The organism is Rhizobium sp. BK650, from assembly GCF_014195325.1.
Taxonomy (GTDB): Bacteria; Pseudomonadota; Alphaproteobacteria; order Rhizobiales; family Rhizobiaceae; genus Rhizobium.
The window spans coordinates 692,815-711,264 of the sequence record NZ_JACIBK010000001.1 but is presented as its reverse complement, the minus strand read 5'-3'; the positions used below and the strand labels follow the sequence as shown (position 1 = coordinate 711,264).

Genomic DNA, 18,450 nt, shown 5'->3' with positions numbered 1-18,450 from the left:
CAAAGGGGCGGCCTACTGCGCCGCCTCTTCTGTCATCTTGGCGTCCGAATAGACCAAATTTCGACCTTTGTGCTTGGCCATATAGAGGAACTGGTCTGCCGCATTGAGATAATTTTCGAAGGTCTCATAGCCGGCGATTTCGGCCACGCCGATCGACACCGTCACGGCCAGCTCCTCATCGTCGGCCGCCACCCTAAGGCGGGAAATCTCCGAGCGGATTTCGTCGCAGAGCTTGGTGGCTGCCAGCGAATCCATCTGCGGGAAAAGAATGGCGAATTCCTCCCCGCCGAGGCGGGACAGGAGATTGTCGCTGCCCTCGAAGATCGTATGCAACCTGTCTGCGACGGCTTTCAGCACCCTGTCGCCGATCTCATGACCATAGGTGTCGTTGAGGCGCTTGAAATGGTCGATGTCGAGAATGGCGACCGCGCTCGGCATCTTCAATCGCAGGCACTCGTTCACCAGCTTCGGGCCGTTATCGTAGAAATAACGCCTGTTATAGAGACCGGTCAGGTAATCGCAGGCTGCCGCTGCACGCAGTTGCCTCATCTGCGTCAGCGTCTCGACATTGTTAGCAATGCGGCATTGCAGCTCTTCGGCAACGAAGGGCCGGTAGACGAAATCGCTGGCCCCGGCTTTCAGGAAACTTGCCGAGAGCATGCGGTCGTTCGAGGAGGAGACGCCGATGACGCGCATCTTGTCGGAACCGAACCGGTGGCGGATGCGCCGCGTCAGCTCATAGCCGCTCATGTCGGGCATATGATGGTCTGTGACCACGAGCTCGATATCGCTATAGGCTTCCAATGCAGCCAGCGCCTCAAGCCCTGAATTCGCCTCCACCACGATATATTGCTGGGCTTTCAGGAGGTCGACCAGCACCTGACGTGCAGACGGCACGTCGTCAACGACGAGCACACGCGTCTTGCGGTTCATGATCGCCCGGCGCACGGTCGCGACCAGATTGTCGAGCGCGAATTCATTGTCTTTCAGCACATAGTCGATGACATTGCGCTCGAGGATGCGCGACCGTGTATTGAGATCGAAGGTCGCGGTGAAGACGATGGTCGGGATACTATGCTCAATCGTGCAGTCGAGCGCCTCTCCATAGGGCGAATCCGGCAGGTTGAGATCGACAACGGCAATGCTGTAGCCATGGCCTTCCCGCGAGAGTTCTTCGCGCAGTGCCTTCAACGAAGAGCAGCATTTGACGCTCAGGTTGAGTTCGGTCTCGAACCGATGGCAAAGCACGGCCGAAAACATTCGGGAATCCTCAACCAGAAGTGTGCGGACGCCTCCGAACCGAGGACCTGCGTTCTCCCGCTGCAAATCCGCTTGAAATGTCACCGCCGCCTATCCCCCCACACCCCCGCGGGGGGTCGACTCGCCTCCCACAGTGTGCCGGACGATAACCGAGGCTTCCCCTTCCGTGAAGGGGCGAGCAACGGAAACAACACCTCTGATTGCAAAAATATGACTATCCGTCATATTTTTCCGGTGTAAGTCGCTCACAGAGGCGCTTCCCTGCACCCGATCTTCGCGGCCGGATCAGGCAACCGCCCGCTCCTTCCGCATCGACTGGATCTGCAGCAGCGTATCCAGGTTCTGGTTGACTCGGCAGTAGAATTCCTCGTCGATGAACGGCCGCAGCATAAAGTCGTTGCCCCCGGCTTTCAGAAACCGCGCCGAAAGCAGGCGGTTGGAAGAGGAAGAGACACCGATGATGCGCAACTCATGCGAGCCGATGGAGGCGCGGATGCGGCGCGTCAGCTCGAAACCATCGATATCGGGCATGTTGTAATCCGTCACCATCAGGCCGATATCGCGGTTGGCCTTGAGGATCTCGAGCGCCTTGGCGCCGCTCTCGGCGGTGCTGACGCGGAAATTATAGCGCTTCAGGCGGCTCGACAGCAGCGCGCGGGCCGTGGCGCTGTCGTCGACGATCAGCACGTGATGGCGGTGGTTCGTCAGGAACCGGCAGATCGATTCCGCCAGCAGATCGACAGCAAACACATTGTCCTTGAGGATGTAATCGACAATATCCTTGGCGAGCAGCTTGTCGCGCATGCCTTCATGGAAGGTCCCGGTGAAAACGATCGTCGGGATCGACAGATCGACCAGATATTCCAGTGCCTCGCCGTTTTCGGCGCCCGGCAGGTTGATATTGGAAATCGCTAGCGTGATCGGATCGGAAGACTTGTCGTAGGAAAGCTGCAGATCTTCAAAGTTGCGGCAGATCTCCACTTCGATACCGAAGAGCTCTTTCAGTCGCTTCCCGATCATCGAAGTGAAGACGTTGGAATCTTCAGCGAGGATAATACGTGCGCCGGCAAACATTTCTCCGGAATATTGCATCCCCGAAATACCTAGAAACGCCATGACAAACCTTCAAATGGAAATTGTGTCCCCGAACGAAACGGTTACATGAATTCATTTGAACAATTGTTAATCGGGACGCAGCAGGCGGCTATCAAAAAGGCGGACGCTGATGCGACCGCCTCTTTCTTGACAATATGCTTAAGAAATCAGGCACGAAGCGCAGCGTTCTCGGCGTCGAATGGGCTCTCGCCGACAACGGTCGCATTATACGTCGTGCCGAGTATCTTGATCTTCAGCTTCGTGCCTTCCTTGGCATAATCCGGCCGCAGCATGGCAAGCGCGAGCGACCGGTTGATGCGGAAGCCGAAGGTGCCGTTGGTGGCGCGGCCGACAAGCTCGCCCGCCTCGTTGTAGATCGCTTCCGAGCCGCGTGCGTCGACATCATTGCCGGTCTCGACGACGAGCGTGGCGAAGTTCCACTTCAGGCCCTTTTCCTTGTAGGAAAGCAGGCCTTCACGGCCGAGGAATTCCTTCTCCGGCTTGATGAAGCGGTCGAGGCCAGATTCATAGGCATTGTACTCGATCGACATTTCGCGCGGGATCAGGCGGTAGGATTTTTCTACCGACATGGAGAGCATGGCGCGGATGCCGAAAGGCTTGATGCCGAATTCGGCGCCGGCTTCCATCAGCTTGTCGAAGATGTAGTTCTGCATCTCGATCGGATGATGCAGCTCCCAGCCGAGCTCGCCGACGAAATTGACGCGCAGCGCATGGGCGTTAGCCGCGCCGACCGAAATCTCCTTGCCCGAAAGCCAGGGGAAATCCTTGTTGTCGAGGCTGGTGCGCGTCAGCTTCTTCAAGACATCGCGCGACTTCGGGCCGGCAAGCACGAGAACGCCATAGGCCTGGGTTATCGGCGTGAACTTCACGCTGCCGTCTGACGGCAGCAGCTTGCGCATGTAATCGTGGTCATGCGCTTCGTAAGCGCCGGCCGAGACGAGATAGAAGGTGCCGGGTGCGCTTTCATAGACGGTGAATTCCGAGCGCACGCCGCCTTCCTTCGTCAGCATGTGGCAGAGCGCAATACGGCCGCGCTTCTTCGGGATCGCATTTGCAAAGATCGATTCCAGCCATTCGCGCGCGCCGGGACCGGTCACGAGCGCCTTGGCAAAGGCCGACATGTCGAGCACGCCGACATTCTTGTGAACGTTCATGACCTCATTGCCGACATGCTCGAAATAGTTCGAGCGACGGAAGGACCACTTCTCCAGGATGCGGCCGTCTTCGGTCGGCTCCGAGTGATTGTGGTTGGTGAGAACGTCCGCGCCCACGCCAATCTGGTCCTTCGGCAGGTCGTAACCCTCGGGCGCAAACCAGTTGGCGCGCTCCCAGCCATAGACGGAGCCGAAGACGGCGCCGAGCTTCTTCAGCCGGTCATAGACGGGCGTCGTCTTCAGCGGACGGGCGGCAGCGCGCTCTTCGTCCGGATAGTGCATCGTGAAGACGTTGGCATAGGCTTCCTCGTTCTTGGCGATTAGATAGCCTTCCTTGGCATAGGGGCCGAAGCGGCGCGGATCGACACCCATCATGTCGACGGTCGGCTCGCCGTCGACGATCCACTCGGCCAACTGCCAGCCGGCGCCGCCGGCGGCCGTGATGCCGAAGGAATGACCTTCGTTCAGCCAGAAATTCTTCAGCCCCGGTGCCGGGCCGACGATCGGGTTGCCGTCAGGCGTATAGGCAATGGCACCGTTATAGACCTTCTTGATGCCGACTTCGCCAAAGGCGGGCACGCGGGCGATCGCCGTTTCGATATGCGGCATCAGGCGCTCGAGCTCTTCCTGGAAGAGCTCGTATTCGCTCTCATCGGAAGGGCCGTTGACGTAGCAGACAGGTGCGCCGTGCTCATAAGGGCCGAGCAGCAACCCGCCATTCTCCTCGCGCATATACCAGGCGCTGTCGGATTCGCGCAGCACGCCCATTTCCGGCAGGCCCTTGGCCTTGCGGGCCAGAATGTCGGGATGCGGTTCGGTGACGATATATTGATGCTCAACCGGGATGACCGGAATGTTGATGCCGACCATCTCGCCGGTCTTGCGGGCAAAGTTGCCGGTACAGGAAATGACGTGCTCGGCAGTGATCTCGCCCTTGTCCGTCGTCACCTTCCACAGGCCGTCGGCCTGCTGCTCGACCGCCGTGACCGTCGTGTTGCGATAGATCGTGGCGCCACGGTCGCGAGCCCCCTTGGCAAGCGCCTGGGTGAGGTCTGCCGGCTGGATGTAGCCGTCATCGGGATGCTGGATGGCGCCGAGCAGCCCATCGGTCTCACAGAGCGGCCAGATCTCCTTCACCTGCTCGGGGGTCAGGATATTGACCTTGACGCCGATCGTCTCGGCAATACCGGCATAATACATATACTCGTCCCAGCGGTCTTTGGTGCGGGCGAGACGGATGTTGGAGACCTGGCTGAAACCGACATTCATGCCGGTTTCCTCCTGCAGTTCCTGATAGAAGCGCACAGAGTATTTGTGGATCTGGCCGACCGAGTAGCTCATGTTGAAGAGCGGCAGCAGACCCGCTGCATGCCATGTGGAGCCAGAGGTCAGCTCCTTGCGCTCGATGAGGACGCTGTCGCCCCATCCCTTCTTCGCAAGGTGATAGAGCGTCGAAACGCCAACCACGCCGCCGCCGATGACCACTGCCCGCGCATGTGACTTCATGGAGAAAATACCCTCTTATCTGATATCCGGCAGCCCAGACCGGACGAACTCCCAATATGCGGCGCCTTACGCCGAACGAACCGTCTGCGTGAACTATGCAGCGAGGCCTGCGTCATGAGAGGCCTGTTTACGACATGGGAAAAGCTTGCCGCGACGAGGCGCAAATAGACAAGCGTCAAAAGCAGCAGGGCTCAAAAATTCCTGAAAATCGGCGATGGTGAGGCGAAAACCGCCTCACTTGATGATGGCGGAACCCTTGACGATCTCGATCGTCTCGTCGCCGGAAAGCCCGATACGGTCGCCATCAGGCGTCGTCATGAAACAGCCGGACGGGCAGAGCCGTTCGGATGCACCGGCATCGACGACGACTTCCACGCGGTTGCCGCCTTCGGTAACGGTCAGCACCACGGGTGCTTCATCCTTGTTAGTGATGGAGGCCGCCAGCGCCGGAGGTGCGGCGGAAAGGAGAAGGAGATATGCGACTGCAAAACGTGCCACCGTATGCGACATGGGCTTTACGCCCTCCCATCGAGCGCTCGTCGCTGCCGCCCGGCAGCGATCGATTGCATGAGGTTATAACGCGATAGCCGTGAATGAGTGCTGAATGAGGCGTTCAGCCTTTGAGCTTGCCGTCCGCCGTCCTGCCGCGCAATTGACGCACCGGCTCCTCGTCTTTCATCACCTCGTCGGCCTCGACCTCGGGCTCGTGTTTAACAGGCTTTTCGACCAGCACCTTCTCCGCATCCGCATTCGCCTGCCGATGGATGGTCAGGTCGCTCTGGGGTAGCGGTATCTCGATACCTTCCGCCTTGAAGCGCCTGAGGATCTGAATCCTCAGGTCGTTGCGCACCGTCAGGCCATCGCCCATGTCGGCCAGGAAGAAGCGCAGCTCGAAATCCAGTGAGTAAGGCCCGAAGCGCAGGAACTCCACATGCGGCTCCGGATTGCGCAGGATCAGCGGCACGGCCGCCGCCAGCTCGAGCAGAATATCCATCACCTTGCGGGGATCGGCCTCATAGCTGACGGAAACAGGGATTTCCGAACGTCCGAGCCTGTTGCGATGTGTCCAGTTGCCGACGAGCCCATTGATGAGCTCTGAATTCGGCACGATGATCGACTGCTTGCGGAAGGTCTCGATTTCCGTGGCGCGCACCGAGATGCGTTTGACGATACCCTCGGCCGTGCCGGACACCACATGGTCGCCCACTTTGAAGGGGCGCTCTACCAGCAGGATCAGGCCGGAAACGAAGTTGGACACGATGTTCTGTAGGCCGAAACCGATACCGACCGAAAGTGCTGAAGCGACGAGCGCAAGATTGGAAAGGTCGATGCCTGCCGCCGAGATGCCGAAAATCGCGGCCACGCCGACGCCGAGATAGCCGATGCCGGTCTTGACGGAATTACGTACGCCAAGATCGACATGGCTGCGCGCCATGACATTGTTGTCCAGCCACTTCTGCACCCAGCGCGTCGCCAGATAACCGCCGGCAAAGAGAAGAATGCCGGTGAAGATACCGAGCAGCGAAATGTTGATACCGCCGAGCCGCACCTCCGTGAACAGCCGATAGGCAAGCAGCTGCAGGTCCTGCACATGGAAGCCCCAGAGCAGCAGGATCAGCGGAATGCCTGTCATGAGCGCCACCGCATCGATCAGCAGGCCGACGACCAGGCCAACCTGATCGATCGCTACATCGCCAAGGTTGAAGCGGCTGCGCAGGAAGCGCCCGAGGAAAGTTTCGCCGAAATTGTCCTGCCGTGAGATCGCCTTGCCAAGCAGCAGGCCGATATAGGTGGTGACGATGATGGCGCTGGTGATGATGAGCTGCGTGGCGACGAAACGCGCCAGGCCCACATAACCCGAGAGCGCCGCAAGGATGAGGCCGGCGCCGAAGACGCGCAGCAGGATCGCCATGCCATGCGGCCAGTGGCGACCCGGAGCATCCGGATCGCCATTCTTGGCCAGCATCGGCTTGCCGAAAGACACGGCGATCAGGATGAGGCCGATGATTAACGCCGCAAGCAGGCTGCGCACGACCGTTAGGACCAGCGGCGATCCCATCGCTTCGCCGACAGCGCCGAAGAAATAGTCGAGCGCGTTGACGACGGCCATGGCGATCAGGCAGTAGCCGACCGAGCGTGCGCCGAGATTGGAAAGACGCACCAGCCGCCAGGACGGATCATTCGGCGCAAAAACGGCATTGACGAAGCGACCGACGAAATAGACGAGGCCGATCGAGCCGAAGAGCGCGGCAATGACAGGCGTGATGTCGCTTCTCAGCACATTGAAGCCGTCGAGGAAGATCAGCGACGTCACGAGGAGCACGTCGAGCGCGGCTGTGCGGATCAGCGTCGACCAGAAGGCAAAGGAAAGACGGCTGATATAGGAGGGTTCCTCGACATGCACGTCGCGCCGCAGATACTGGCCGAAAAGCCGGTAGCCGCCGGAGAGCAGGATCAGGGCCGTTGCGAGCGACAGGAAGATCGCCGCAAACAGCTGTAGGCTCTTGAATTTCCAGACGAAGGTGATCCAGCTCGAAAGCGTCTGCGAAAACTCGCTCGCCTCACGGACAAAAGCGCCCGCCGCATCGTCGATGACCGAGACCGAAATTTCGGTGCGCCGGAACAGCGTATCGGCAAAGAGTTGGCGCCGGGTCGCCGTGATCACATTGGAAAGCTTGGTGATCGCGATCGACAGATTCTCTGCATCCCCCGTGACGGCATTAATCTGCGAGCGCTCCGCGGTCAGAGCATTGCGCTCGTCGGTGACGATCTGCGCTTCCGGCGGCTGCCCGTCCTTCGGCGGCTCGCCAAGTTCGGCAAGACGGTTCTTGATCTGGTCGAAACGCGGACGCAGGCTGACGGATGTCGCGATGACGCTGCGGCCGAGTTCATCCGTCTGGCCGGCAAGTTCGACCAGGGCGTCGTCATTGTCGGCGTTCTGCTTGATGCGATCCTGCAGGGAGGCGAGTTGGCCCTTCGCCTTGTCGATATCCTTCAGCGCCTGATCGAGCGTGCTGTTGGCAAGCGGCGCCTCGGACGGAGCAGCCTGTGTCTGCGCCGGCTGCGTCTGTACTCCCGCCGCTGGCTGCGGGGCTTGCGCGAAAGCGGCGTTTCCATCGAGATGCAGGCCGGCAATAACCAGCGACAGCAGAAGAACGGTGCGAAGCAGCCAGTGTGTCAAGCGCAAGAAGCCCCCGCGTGGATTCGTCTCATTATTCAGATGACCGCTTTTATAGGAAAGAAAGGCGACAGAAAGGCGGAATTTCCAGGTTACGGCTCAGAAACCGGAACCGGGAAGCGCCAGATAGGCAAGTTCGGCTTCGCTGGACTCCCGCCCGAGAATGGCGTTGCGGTGTGGAAAGCGCCCGTAGGTCGCGATCACCTGGCGGTGGCGAAGCGCATAGTCGCGGAATTCCTCGTCGCCGAGCGCGGTAAACAGCGCCACCGAGCGGTCCTGCTCGACGAGATCTTCCGCATGCTCGAACGGCATGTAGAAAAAGGTCTTCTGGATTCCGTCGACAGCATGATCGGCGCCAACGGCAAGTGCCATCTTCGCCTCGCGCAGCGCCAGCCCATCGGTTGCAAAGGCAAGAGGTGTGGCCCGATAGATGTTGCGTGGGAACTGGTCCAGCACGATAACGGCCGCAAGCCGGCTTTCGGGGCTGGAGCGCCATTCCTCAGTGACACTTCGGGCAAGCGACAAGTGGGTTGCACGGAATCGCTCCTGGATTTCCACGTCCAATTCGGCAGTCGAATTGAACCATTCCTTCCGGCCGCAGCGGACGAACCAGAAATCGTAGACCTCGCCGGGCGTGCAGACGATATCTGTATTCATGATGCTCCTCCCGGCACGTCAGCTTGCAGAGAAGACCAGTATGGCCTTCGTGCCGCGATGTTCGGAATCATAGGCGAGTTCGGATTTCAGACTGCCGGCCATGGCATTCAATATCTTCATGCCGAGACCGGTTCCCTTGACGGGGTCGGATGGGTCGAAACCCTTGCCGGCATCTTCCACGGTAACCCTGAGCTGATCCCCCTCCTGCCCGACAGCGACATTGATCTCGCCGGGGTCGCCCTCCGGATAAGCATATTTGAAGGCATTGGTGACGAGTTCGCTGACGATCAGACCCAGCGTGACAGCCTTGTCTGTCGCAAGATTGATCGGTTGGGCGGTCAGCATCACGCGATGCGGCCGTTTCTCGTCTCGCATCGAGGCTTCGAGCTCGGTCAGGAGGCTACTCAGATATTCATCCACCTGCACCCTGCCGACCTGCCGGTTGGTATAGAGACGGCGATGGACGCTGGCGATCGCATTGATGCGCATCTGCGTTTCCTGCAGCGCGTCGATCGCCACCTGGTCGCTGGTCATGGAGGACTGCATCCGGATCAGTGCGCCGACGAGGCCAAGGCTGTTGGCGATGCGGTGATTGACTTCGGCAAGCAGCATTTCCGCATGGTCGCGCTGCTGGCGGATCACCTCCTGGGCCTGCGCCGTGTCCCGGCGGAAGCGCGCCCTTTCTAGCCCCTGTTCCAAGGCCGCGGCCAGAAGATCGAAATAATCGGGCGAAATGCCCTTGAGAACATAGTCGTCGGCGCCGGCCTTCAGCGCTGCGACCGCAATGCTCGTATCGTCGGAACCGGTGGCATAGATGACAGGCGGATGATCGGGCATCGCCACGATGCGCGGCAGGATATCGAGCCCGGTTTCGCCCTTCAGGAAATGTTCGAGAACGACGGCTTCGATGCCGCCTTCGGCCAGCAGCGCAAGGGCGGATGCCCCATCGCTCGCCCATTCCAGCGTAAAGCCGCGGCGGCGGAGATTTTCCTCCATCAGCAGCGCCAGCGATTCGTCATCGTCGATGTAAAGGATACGGATCGGACCACCCGCATCGCTGCTGGACTCGCTCATTCTGCCTCCGGGCGTTTTCCCGCAGCAATATCGGCTGAGAGGTCGCGGAGTCTTTTTAAACGAGATTGTCGGATTTCATCGACAGGCACGCGTAGACAGCACCTATCCCGTGGTATGATAAGATGCCCGATGTCAGGCAGATCGAAGGAGAATGCAGAAAGGTCAGCCCCGCAGCACTCAGGAAAAAGCCTTTGATATCGAGCGGCCCAACCTTTTCCTCGCGCTGCTCCGGTACAAAGCGCAGCACCAGGCTCATGCCGACAAGGCCGATCGGAATATTGATCAGGAAGTTCCAGTGCCAGCTGGCATAGGTGGTGATGAAACTGCCGAGCACCGGGCCGACGACGGGTGCCGTCAGCGCCGGCCAGGTGATCAGCGCAATCGCCTGCACCAGCTCGGACTTGCGGGCGTTCTTGAGCACGATGATGCGCCCGACCGGCGTCATCAGCGCGCTGCCCGCACCCTGCACGGCACGCGCAATGACGAATTCCGTCAGGCCTCCTGACAGACCGCAAAGGAGGGACGCACCGGTGAAGACGGCAATCGAGAGAAGAAAGATGCGACGCGCCCCGAACCGGTCGCCGAGCCAGCCGGAAAGCGGAATGAAAGCCGACATCGTCAGCATGTAGACGGTGATGCCGATGCTCATGGCGACCGGCTGTACGCCAAAGCTCGTCGCCATCTGCGGCAGCGAGGTGGTGACGATCGTCCCATCGAGAATCTGCATGAAGAAGGATACGGCAACGACCAGCGCGACGATCTTCGCCTGGCGGGCGCTTCCTATCGCATCTGCCTTCTCATTCGTCTGGATTGTCGTCATCGATCTGCCAAAGGGAATTCCGGATTGCGCGGAAAAAAGGCGGGGGGAACCGACAGGTATGCCGCGCGGAGGGATATGCAGCCTGTTTACGTCGCTTATGCCGGGTCGAAAAGCTCAAATGCCGTAAAGGGCGAATCTTTCGTCAGCGTATTCGGGGTAGCACAAATGCAGAGCACTTCGGCCCTGTGATCGGAACCTGCACCTTCGGTGATGGTTTGATATCATGGACGTGCTTTGCAAACCAAAAAAAGGGCTTGCTAAGCACGAGCGAGCGCAGGAAGGCGTCATGGAGAATGCAGCACCCGATCTGGGCCGGAGGGCCGCCGAAGCCAACGCCAAGTTTCTTCTCGCCCTCGCCATCCTAGTCTTCCTGGCGGCGGGCACTCTCGCTTACTGGCAGGGCTGGCTCTTCCTCGTTCATTTCGCCGCCTGGTCGGCCGGCACTTCGATCTATTTCTATTATCGCGACTCAGCACTTCTGGAGAAGCGCATGCGCGCCGGGCCAGCCGCCGAAACGGAACCTGCGCAGAAGCGCATCCAGCTGTTCACCAGCATCGTCATGATCGCCCTTATCCTGGTTTCAATACTCGATCACCGTTTCGGCTGGTCGACGGTTCCTGCATGGGCGGTCATTGCAGGTAATCTGCTGATCGCCGCCGGCTTCATGTTCGTCGTGGTCGTGCTGAGGGAAAACAGCTTTGCTTCGGCAACCATCGAGGTCGCCGAAGGCCAGAAGGTCGTGTCCACCGGCCCCTACGCCCTCGTGCGACACCCCATGTACGCCGGCGTCCTGCCGCTCGCATCAGGCATCCCGCTCGCCCTCGGTTCGTGGTGGGGCCTCGTCATCGTCCCGCTGATCCTCGTCGGCCTGATCCTTCGCCTTCTGGACGAGGAAGGCCACCTGCGGCGCGACCTGCCCGGCTATCAGGATTATTGTCTCGAGGTAAGGTACCGGCTGGTTCCCGGCATCTGGTGACAGCCTGCCCTACCTTTACGCCGCGTCGTACCGGCTGACCTCCAGCCCCGATCCGACCGGCAAAAGCACGCTGGTGATGCCAGGCTTGGCTCTAATAGCCCGGGCATAGATCTTCACATCTTCCGTGGCAGGATAAATCATGTTGTCGGCAACGATGACGGCACCCGCATTGAGCTTCGGATAGAAGGCTTCCAGGCAAGGCAGGTAGAGATCCTTCCAGAGATCGACGAGCACGAAATCGACTTTGCCCCGCAGTTCGCGGATCATGGTGACGGCATCGCCCACCCGGAAATCGATATATTCGGCAAGCCCGGCTTTTTCGGCCATCGCCTGCGCGTAGGCGGATTTATAGCCATGCACTTCCATGGTGATCAGCTTTCCGCCGGTCGCCCGCGCAGCCTCGGCAAGCCAGATGCCGGAATAGCCGAAAGAGGTGCCGAGTTCGAGAATGGTCGGCGCCGTCAGGCCGCGGACAAGTATATTGAGAAACCGCCCGGTCTCGGGACCGACGGCCCGCATCCGCTGATCGTGCCCGCCATCACGTCCGCCCGGCGCCTCCCGGCGCGGATTGCTGCGCTCCTCATCGATTCGCCGGTGATAGGAATGCAGAATATCGAGGACTTTCTCATCCAGACGATGCTCGCCGACCAGGGCGGCATGATCCTGCTTATCATTGCTCATCGACACTCCTCCAGGGTTCGGCCCACGGCGGCAGATACCGCGGCAACGGCCTCGGCCCACGAGTTAAATCCCGAGTGAGATGTCCGGCAAGCGCAGATTGATGAAGTGAAGGCGATCAATGATTCCGGCTGACAAAACCATCGGAATCAGAAAAGCAGAAAAAGCCGATAAGCCTTTGATATCACAGGCTTTATCTGCAACGTTTATTCTCTTCGAAGGAGAATTTGGTGGGTGATGTAGGGCTCGAACCTACGACCCGCTGATTAAGAGTCAGCTGCTCTACCAACTGAGCTAATCACCCGTCCGCGCTTGGCTGCGCGGTGTGACGGGGCATATAAATAGGATCGTCCGGCTTGTCTAGCGCCCTATCGAATTTTCTTTGGTTAATTGCGAAGTTTTTTTGTCAGGGGCCGGAAATCCAATGAAATCAAAGGTCGAGCGTGCCGGTGGCAATCCGCACCGCCTGACCGCCGATCCGGGCGTTCGAAATCGCCCCGCCTTCGATATCCATATGCAGGTGAATAAAGGACGGCCGGCCCATTTCCACGCCCTGCTCGATGAGAACAGGGTGATGCCCGTCCGTCAGCCGATCGAAATGGTTGATCGCACCGGAAAGAGCGGCGGCTGCCGAGCCTGTCGCCGGGTCCTCGGAAATCCCCATGCCGCTTGCGAACATGCGGGCATGAAACTTCGCGACATGGTTCACGCCGCCGCGACAGTAGACATAGGCCGAGGCGAGCGCGCCATCGACGAAGGGCACGGTCTTTTCCCAGAGTTGCGGATCGAATTCCATCCTCTTGGCCGCACCGACATCGTGGATCGGCACCAGGAGGAAGGGAACGCCGGCGCTCCAGATCGACGGCACGTGATTCTCGAAGCCGATTTCCGTCGCCTTCAGCGACAGCGCGTCGGCGATGCCGGCCTTGTCGAGCGACAGCTGGATCTGCTGGGATTTACGCGGCAGGTCAAATTCGGCAAAGCTCGCCTCGCCTTCCCGGAGCCTGACGGCGCAGCGCACCGGTCCGACATTTTCCTCCAGCACCGAAACGAGGTCGAGAGTCCCCGCGGCATGCGCCTTTTCCGCCAGCGCAATCGCTGTGCCCACAGTCGGATGGCCGGCAAAGGGCAATTCGCGGCCGGGCGTGAAGATGCGGAGACGCGCCGTATAGGCGGGGTTATCGGCCGGCTGCACGAAGACCGTCTCGGACAGGTTCGTTTCTCGAGCGATCGCCTGCATGGCGTCATCGCTCAGTCCCTCGCCGTCGAAAATCACGGCCAGCGGATTGCCAGCCAGCTTGGTGTCGGTGAACACGTCATAGACGCTGTAGCTTAGCGCCACATCGGCCTCCCTGAATCGGTCATCGAAAAGCCAACCTGCCCGACAGGACGCCGGAGTGCAAGGTTACCTGTTGAAATACCAGTCGATGATTGGAAGCATCGCGACGTTATAGGGCTGCGCTGCCGGATCGGCAGAACGAATTGCGACAGCGCCCGATATTTCCTTATCATCGGCGACCAGCATATGCCTGCCGATGGAATCGACCATCTCATCGGCCGTCATGTCGAAGCGAAACAACTTGAAAATCGAGACCGAGCGACGGATATGGCTGGCATGCAGCCCCTCGCCCGCAACGGCATCCGAGAGATGGAGGCCCGTCTCCTCCATCACCTCGCGGGCCATGTTGCCGTCGATGTCGCAACGTCCGTCAACGACATCCTCGGGCTCCAGCGAGCCGGCGGCGAAATAGACCTGGCCGGCATTGGCCGTATGCGGGCCCATGCGGATAGCGACCAGCGCGCCATCGGATGATTCCAGCACCGGATAGGCAAAGAGATGGATCGCGCCCTTCCGTTCCGGCTGCCGGCGCCACCACATGAAGGTCGAGAAGGGAACGGTGTGGGCCTCGCTTACAATGCCCTCTTCGGAAAGTTTCAGCCGGTGCTGCAGCACCATGCGGCCGTCGAAGAGTGCCGGATTGGCGGCGATTTCCCGCTCCCAATTCTCGCGGATCGAGGCCCTGTTGGCGGTCAGCAGCGGATGATCGCCGTCGAGTACGCGCAGTTCCGTGCCGGCGATCGGAAAAACCGTCTGTTCCGGCGGAAAAGCTGAAAGATCTTCTGAAAATTCCTCTGAGAAATTGAGTGTCATAAGAGGTCCAATGTCATGACGACGGGGCAATGGTCGGATGCCTTCGGTCTGTCCCAGCCGGTGCGAGGATAGCGCTCTACCTCCTGCCCCGGCGGAAAGATGGTGCGGTAGGGCTGACCGTGACGGATGATTTCCGGGATGCGCGTGGCATTGGTGGCGGCAAGAGCCGGCGACAGCCAGAGATAGTCGAGCTGGCAGAGCCACTGCTCCTCCGGCCCGCGCGCGTGATAGAGCGTCCAGCGGTCGAGCGGCTCGCGCCGGCGCACGACATTTTCGGCGAAACCGTCCTGGCTGAAGACGTCGAGCGCGCTTTCGGCCTCGTCCTGATGCTCGAACCGGTAGGTGGTGCCACGTCGGCCGATGACATCGACCCGTTCCTGATAGTCGTTCATGTCGCCGCAGATGACGAAATTCTTTTTCGCGGTATGTCCGGCGCCGAACCGGTCCTCAATGATACGACGAACGGCACGCGCCTCCGCGCGGCGGATCGGCAGGGTCGATTGCCGCCCGTCCAGCCCCTCACGCGGGTTGCCCATCGATTTGAAATGCACGACATAGAGCGTCATCGGCACACCGCCGATCCTCAAATCCAGTTCCAGGCAGTCGCGCTTGAAGATCTTGTCGTCGAGCCGGTTGGTCTTGGCGATGTCGTCGTCGAAGAGATCGAAATCGCGATAAGTCACCATCGCGTGACTCTTGATATCCTTGAGCTCGATCTTCTGCCCGTCGCGCGTCTCCTCGCGCATCAGCACGGCGACATCGATGCCGCGGCTGTCATTGCCCTCGACCAGATATTTCTGCCGGTAGCCATTGCCGACCATGCGGTAGAGATAGCCGTATTCGAAGGCCTGGAGTGCCGCCATATTGTCGATTTCCTGCAGGCAGAGAATATCGGCGTCTGCATCGGCGATGGCGAGCGCCGTCATCTGCCTGGTGTCGTCGGTCGATGCGATCACCCTTGCCTGTTCCAGCTGCTGGTAGACCCCTTCGTTGTTGACCTCGAAGAGCTTGATGACGCGATCCTGCCGGAGCTGGTTACGATAGCCTGTGAAATCGAAGCGGGTCAGCAGGTTCTCGACATTGAAAGTGGCAAGGCGAAGCGACATCAGGCATTCCCGGTTGGTATCAAGGATACAACTAGAGACGAAAGAGCACTTCGCAAAGCTGTTTGTCCCTCAAAGCCGCCAGCCGCTCCGAATGACGACGTGCACAGCCTCATCAGGCACGACCGCCACGCGGCTGTAGGCACGCAGAGCCTGGCCGTTGCCGAGCATCAGCTTCACTGCGTAGCGCTCTCCCTCGAAAAGCACGGATTCGACGGTCGCCGGCGCCCCCTCGCCGCCGATCACAACATCTTCCGGCCGCACCAGAATATCGGCGCCATCGATATTGGCGGCATGCAGCGCGCCCTCGAGCTCGTCCCACTCGAGCTGCCGTTCGCCGCCCATGACCGGCAGCGTGATGATCGCACCACGGCCGATCAGCCCGCCGACCATGCGCCCTTCCGGCCGCGCATAGATCTCGGCCGGCGGCGCCACCTGCAGCAGCCGTCCTTCGGACATGACGGCGACGTCGGTCGCCAGCGCCATCGCCTCGCTCTGGTCATGCGTCACATAGATCATCGTGGCGCCGGAGCGCTGGTGAAACTCGCGAAAGGTCTCCTCCATCTCCTGCTTCAGATGCCGGTCGAGATTGGCGAGCGGCTCGTCGAGCAGCACGACATCGGGCGATGTCACCAGGCAGCGGGCAAGCGCCACGCGTTGGCGCTGGCCGCCCGAGAGATCGGCCGGCCGCCGCTCCGCGTAATCGACGAGGCGAACGGTCGACAGCGCCTCGCGCACCTTCACCTTATAGGCCTGGCCGGAGATGCCGCGCACCTTCAAGGGATAACCGACATTATCGGCGACGCTCATATGCGGCCAGAGCGCATAGGATTGGAAGACCATCGCCATGTTGCGCTTTTCCGGCGGCAGCGATTGTGAGGCATCCACCAGCAGCCGCTCGCCGAGATGGATGGAACCGTCGCTCGGCGTCTCGAAGCCGGCGATCATCCGCAGCACCGTCGTCTTGCCGCAGCCGGAGGGACCGAGCAACGCCAGGAAGCCGCCCTCACGCACATCGAGCGAAAAGCCGCTGACAACAGCCCTGCCCGTGCCGAAGTCCTTGGCCACCTGATTGAGGATCAGCTTCGCCACGGCACCACTCCCTTGGGCAGATGTTTCGCCAGAAGCTCCAGAAGCAGCATCAGCATGACGACCATGAAGACGACGAGCACTGACAGCGCCGAGGCAAGATCGGAACTGCCGCTGTCGTCGAGATTGTAAATGGCGACGCCCAGCGTCTGAGTGCCTGCCGACCAGAGCAGCGCGGAGATCGTCAGCTCGTTGCAGGCGATCAGGAAGACGAGGATCACGGAGGCGCCTGCCGCCGGCGCAATCAGCGGCACGATGATATCCTTGAGCCGCCGGAAGAAACCGGCGCCGGAAAGCCGTGCCGCCTCTTCGAGCGCCGGATCGAGCTGATGAAAGGCGCTGACGACAGGCTTAAGGCTGACGGCAAAGAAGGAGGAGAAATAGGCGACGAGGATGATCCAGACCGTGCCATAGAGCGTCACATTCAACACCGGAATGGGTGCGGCAAAAACAAGGATGAAACACACGGCCATGACGATGCCCGGCAGCGAATAGGGTATTTCCACGAGGCTGGTGACGATGCGCGACAGCCCATCCCGGCGCTTCGTCAGCGCATAGGCCGCCAGTACCGTCACGAAGAGCAGCCCGACCGCCGCCCCGCTTGCCAGGGACAACGAATTGACAAAGGCCGTGCGCGTCACCGCCTGCCGGCACAATATCTCCTCGAAGGCATGGAACGTCATTGTCTTGAAGGTCAGCGGCACGCCGTAAGCCGGCACCAACGCACCGGCTACCAGCGCGAAGAAGGGTGCCGCCAGCATGAAGAACAGCACGATCCACAGCAGCGGCGTGAAAATGAGCTTCCACCCGCCGAGTTCGAAGGCTGCCGTCGCACCCGAAAGGCCAATGACGCGATAGTCGCGCCCGCGCAGCGCCCGGTCCTGAATAGCTAGCCCGGCAACAGAGATCAGCGCGATGATCGCCGACAGCAGCGCCACATCGCCGAAGGTGCGGCTGGTGAAGGCGGTGAACTTCGAAAAGATCAGCGTCGGCAGGGTGAATATCGAGGCGGGAATCCCGAGAATGGCGGGAATGCCGAAATTGCCGGTGCAGGAAACGAAAGAGATCGCCGCGCCCGCAATGACGCCCGGCAGCGACAGCGGCAGGATGATGTCCCGGAAGACGCGCAGGCTCGACGCACCGGAAAGCCGCGCCGCCTCCACTCCGTCACGCGGCAGAGACATCAGCCCTGCCCTCAGCGCCAGGTAGACGAGCGGCGCATGCTGCACGCCATAAAGCAGTGCAATGCCGCCGACCGAATAGAGCGGCTGCGGCGATCCCATCGGCGGGGCGATATGCAGCGCTTTCAGCAGCGGGCTCGACGGGCCCGACATCTGCACCCAGGCAAGCGCCGTCACCTGCGGCGGGATCATCATCGGCAGCACGAAGAAGAAGCTGAGCGGCCCCTTGGCCGGGATATCGGTCAGCGTCAGGAGATAGGCGAAGGCGCAGCCAATGATCAGCGAGATGACCGTGCCGAGGACCGCCGTGATGACGGTGTAATAGACCGCCGACCAGACCATCGGATCCGAAAGGACCACCATGGCGCCGCCATTGGCAAAGGCGGAAATGCCGACGATCGCCAGCCGCGCCAGGGGCAACACGCTGAGGAAGAGAACCACCGAAACGATAAAAGGAAACAGCCAGACGGGCTGGCTGCTTCCTGGACGGACATAAGCCTGCATGG

The 18,450-nt window shown here is 60.4% G+C and carries 15 protein-coding genes and 1 tRNA gene; 1 reads left to right on the top strand and 15 read right to left on the bottom strand.

From position 1 onward, the window contains the following. Nucleotides 1–12: 12 nt before the first annotated feature. From FHX15_RS03430 to FHX15_RS03395, 8 genes are all read right to left on the bottom strand, one after another. Nucleotides 13–1,344: a diguanylate cyclase gene (locus FHX15_RS03430; RefSeq protein WP_184393685.1), complete on the bottom strand. Its 1,332-nt coding sequence runs from the start codon at nucleotides 1,342–1,344 to the stop codon at nucleotides 13–15. Between the two features lie 201 nt (nucleotides 1,345–1,545). After that, nucleotides 1,546–2,376 carry a response regulator gene (locus tag FHX15_RS03425; protein WP_184393683.1) on the bottom strand — a complete coding sequence of 277 codons (831 nt, stop codon included), beginning with the start codon at nucleotides 2,374–2,376 and terminating at the stop codon, nucleotides 1,546–1,548. Nucleotides 2,377–2,522: 146 nt separating this feature from the next. Next, a complete protein-coding gene (locus FHX15_RS03420; RefSeq protein ID WP_184393681.1) occupies nucleotides 2,523–5,036 on the bottom strand; it encodes an FAD-dependent oxidoreductase in 2,514 nt (837 codons plus the stop codon). Nucleotides 5,037–5,270: 234 nt separating this feature from the next. Next, nucleotides 5,271–5,546, bottom strand: a complete 276-nt coding sequence (locus FHX15_RS03415) for a hypothetical protein (protein WP_184393680.1) — start codon at nucleotides 5,544–5,546, stop codon at nucleotides 5,271–5,273. Between the two features lie 103 nt (nucleotides 5,547–5,649). Next, nucleotides 5,650–8,223, bottom strand: a complete 2,574-nt coding sequence (locus FHX15_RS03410) for a mechanosensitive ion channel family protein (protein ID WP_184393679.1) — start codon at nucleotides 8,221–8,223, stop codon at nucleotides 5,650–5,652. Between the two features lie 90 nt (nucleotides 8,224–8,313). Further along, nucleotides 8,314–8,871, bottom strand: a complete 558-nt coding sequence (locus FHX15_RS03405; RefSeq protein WP_184393678.1) for a DUF924 family protein — start codon at nucleotides 8,869–8,871, stop codon at nucleotides 8,314–8,316. A gap of 18 nt (nucleotides 8,872–8,889) precedes the next feature. Continuing rightward, complete coding sequence (locus tag FHX15_RS03400) at nucleotides 8,890–9,945, bottom strand: sensor histidine kinase (RefSeq protein ID WP_184393677.1); 1,056 nt, start codon at nucleotides 9,943–9,945, stop codon at nucleotides 8,890–8,892. Nucleotides 9,946–10,000: 55 nt separating this feature from the next. Further along, entirely contained in the window at nucleotides 10,001–10,765 is a 765-nt protein-coding gene (locus FHX15_RS03395; RefSeq protein ID WP_281413796.1) for an MFS transporter, read from the bottom strand. A 286-nt stretch (nucleotides 10,766–11,051) separates the two neighbouring features. Here FHX15_RS03395 and FHX15_RS03390 point away from each other — a divergent pair, with 286 nt between their 5' ends. Continuing rightward, on the top strand, nucleotides 11,052–11,741 hold the full coding sequence (locus tag FHX15_RS03390; protein ID WP_184393675.1) for an isoprenylcysteine carboxylmethyltransferase family protein: 690 nt from the start codon (nucleotides 11,052–11,054) through the stop codon (nucleotides 11,739–11,741). 15 nt (nucleotides 11,742–11,756) lie between these two features. On the opposite strand, the gene FHX15_RS03385 is transcribed toward FHX15_RS03390, so the two are convergent. The 7 genes from FHX15_RS03385 to FHX15_RS03355 form a co-directional block, all read right to left on the bottom strand. Continuing rightward, nucleotides 11,757–12,422 (bottom strand): DUF1442 domain-containing protein, encoded by a 666-nt coding sequence (locus tag FHX15_RS03385; RefSeq protein ID WP_184393674.1) that lies wholly within the window; start codon nucleotides 12,420–12,422, stop codon nucleotides 11,757–11,759. 225 nt (nucleotides 12,423–12,647) lie between these two features. Next, nucleotides 12,648–12,723 (bottom strand) — tRNA-Lys (locus FHX15_RS03380). A gap of 126 nt (nucleotides 12,724–12,849) precedes the next feature. Then, nucleotides 12,850–13,761, bottom strand: coding sequence for a PhzF family phenazine biosynthesis protein (locus FHX15_RS03375; protein ID WP_184393672.1), 912 nt, complete (start codon nucleotides 13,759–13,761; stop codon nucleotides 12,850–12,852). A gap of 63 nt (nucleotides 13,762–13,824) precedes the next feature. Further along, on the bottom strand, nucleotides 13,825–14,583 hold the full coding sequence (locus FHX15_RS03370; RefSeq protein ID WP_409526996.1) for an NUDIX hydrolase: 759 nt from the start codon (nucleotides 14,581–14,583) through the stop codon (nucleotides 13,825–13,827). Then, nucleotides 14,568–15,677 carry an endonuclease/exonuclease/phosphatase family protein gene (locus FHX15_RS03365; RefSeq protein WP_184393669.1) on the bottom strand — a complete coding sequence of 370 codons (1,110 nt, stop codon included), beginning with the start codon at nucleotides 15,675–15,677 and terminating at the stop codon, nucleotides 14,568–14,570. Before FHX15_RS03365 ends, FHX15_RS03370 begins: the two co-directional genes overlap by 16 nt. A 69-nt stretch (nucleotides 15,678–15,746) precedes the next feature. Beyond that, on the bottom strand, nucleotides 15,747–16,766 hold the full coding sequence (locus tag FHX15_RS03360) for an ABC transporter ATP-binding protein (RefSeq protein ID WP_184393668.1): 1,020 nt from the start codon (nucleotides 16,764–16,766) through the stop codon (nucleotides 15,747–15,749). Next, the gene (locus FHX15_RS03355) at nucleotides 16,754–18,448 is read right to left on the bottom strand and encodes an ABC transporter permease (RefSeq protein WP_184393667.1); all 1,695 of its coding nucleotides are present in this window, start codon (nucleotides 18,446–18,448) and stop codon (nucleotides 16,754–16,756) included. The genes FHX15_RS03360 and FHX15_RS03355 overlap by 13 nt, the downstream gene beginning before the upstream one ends. Nucleotides 18,449–18,450: the final 2 nt, after the last annotated feature.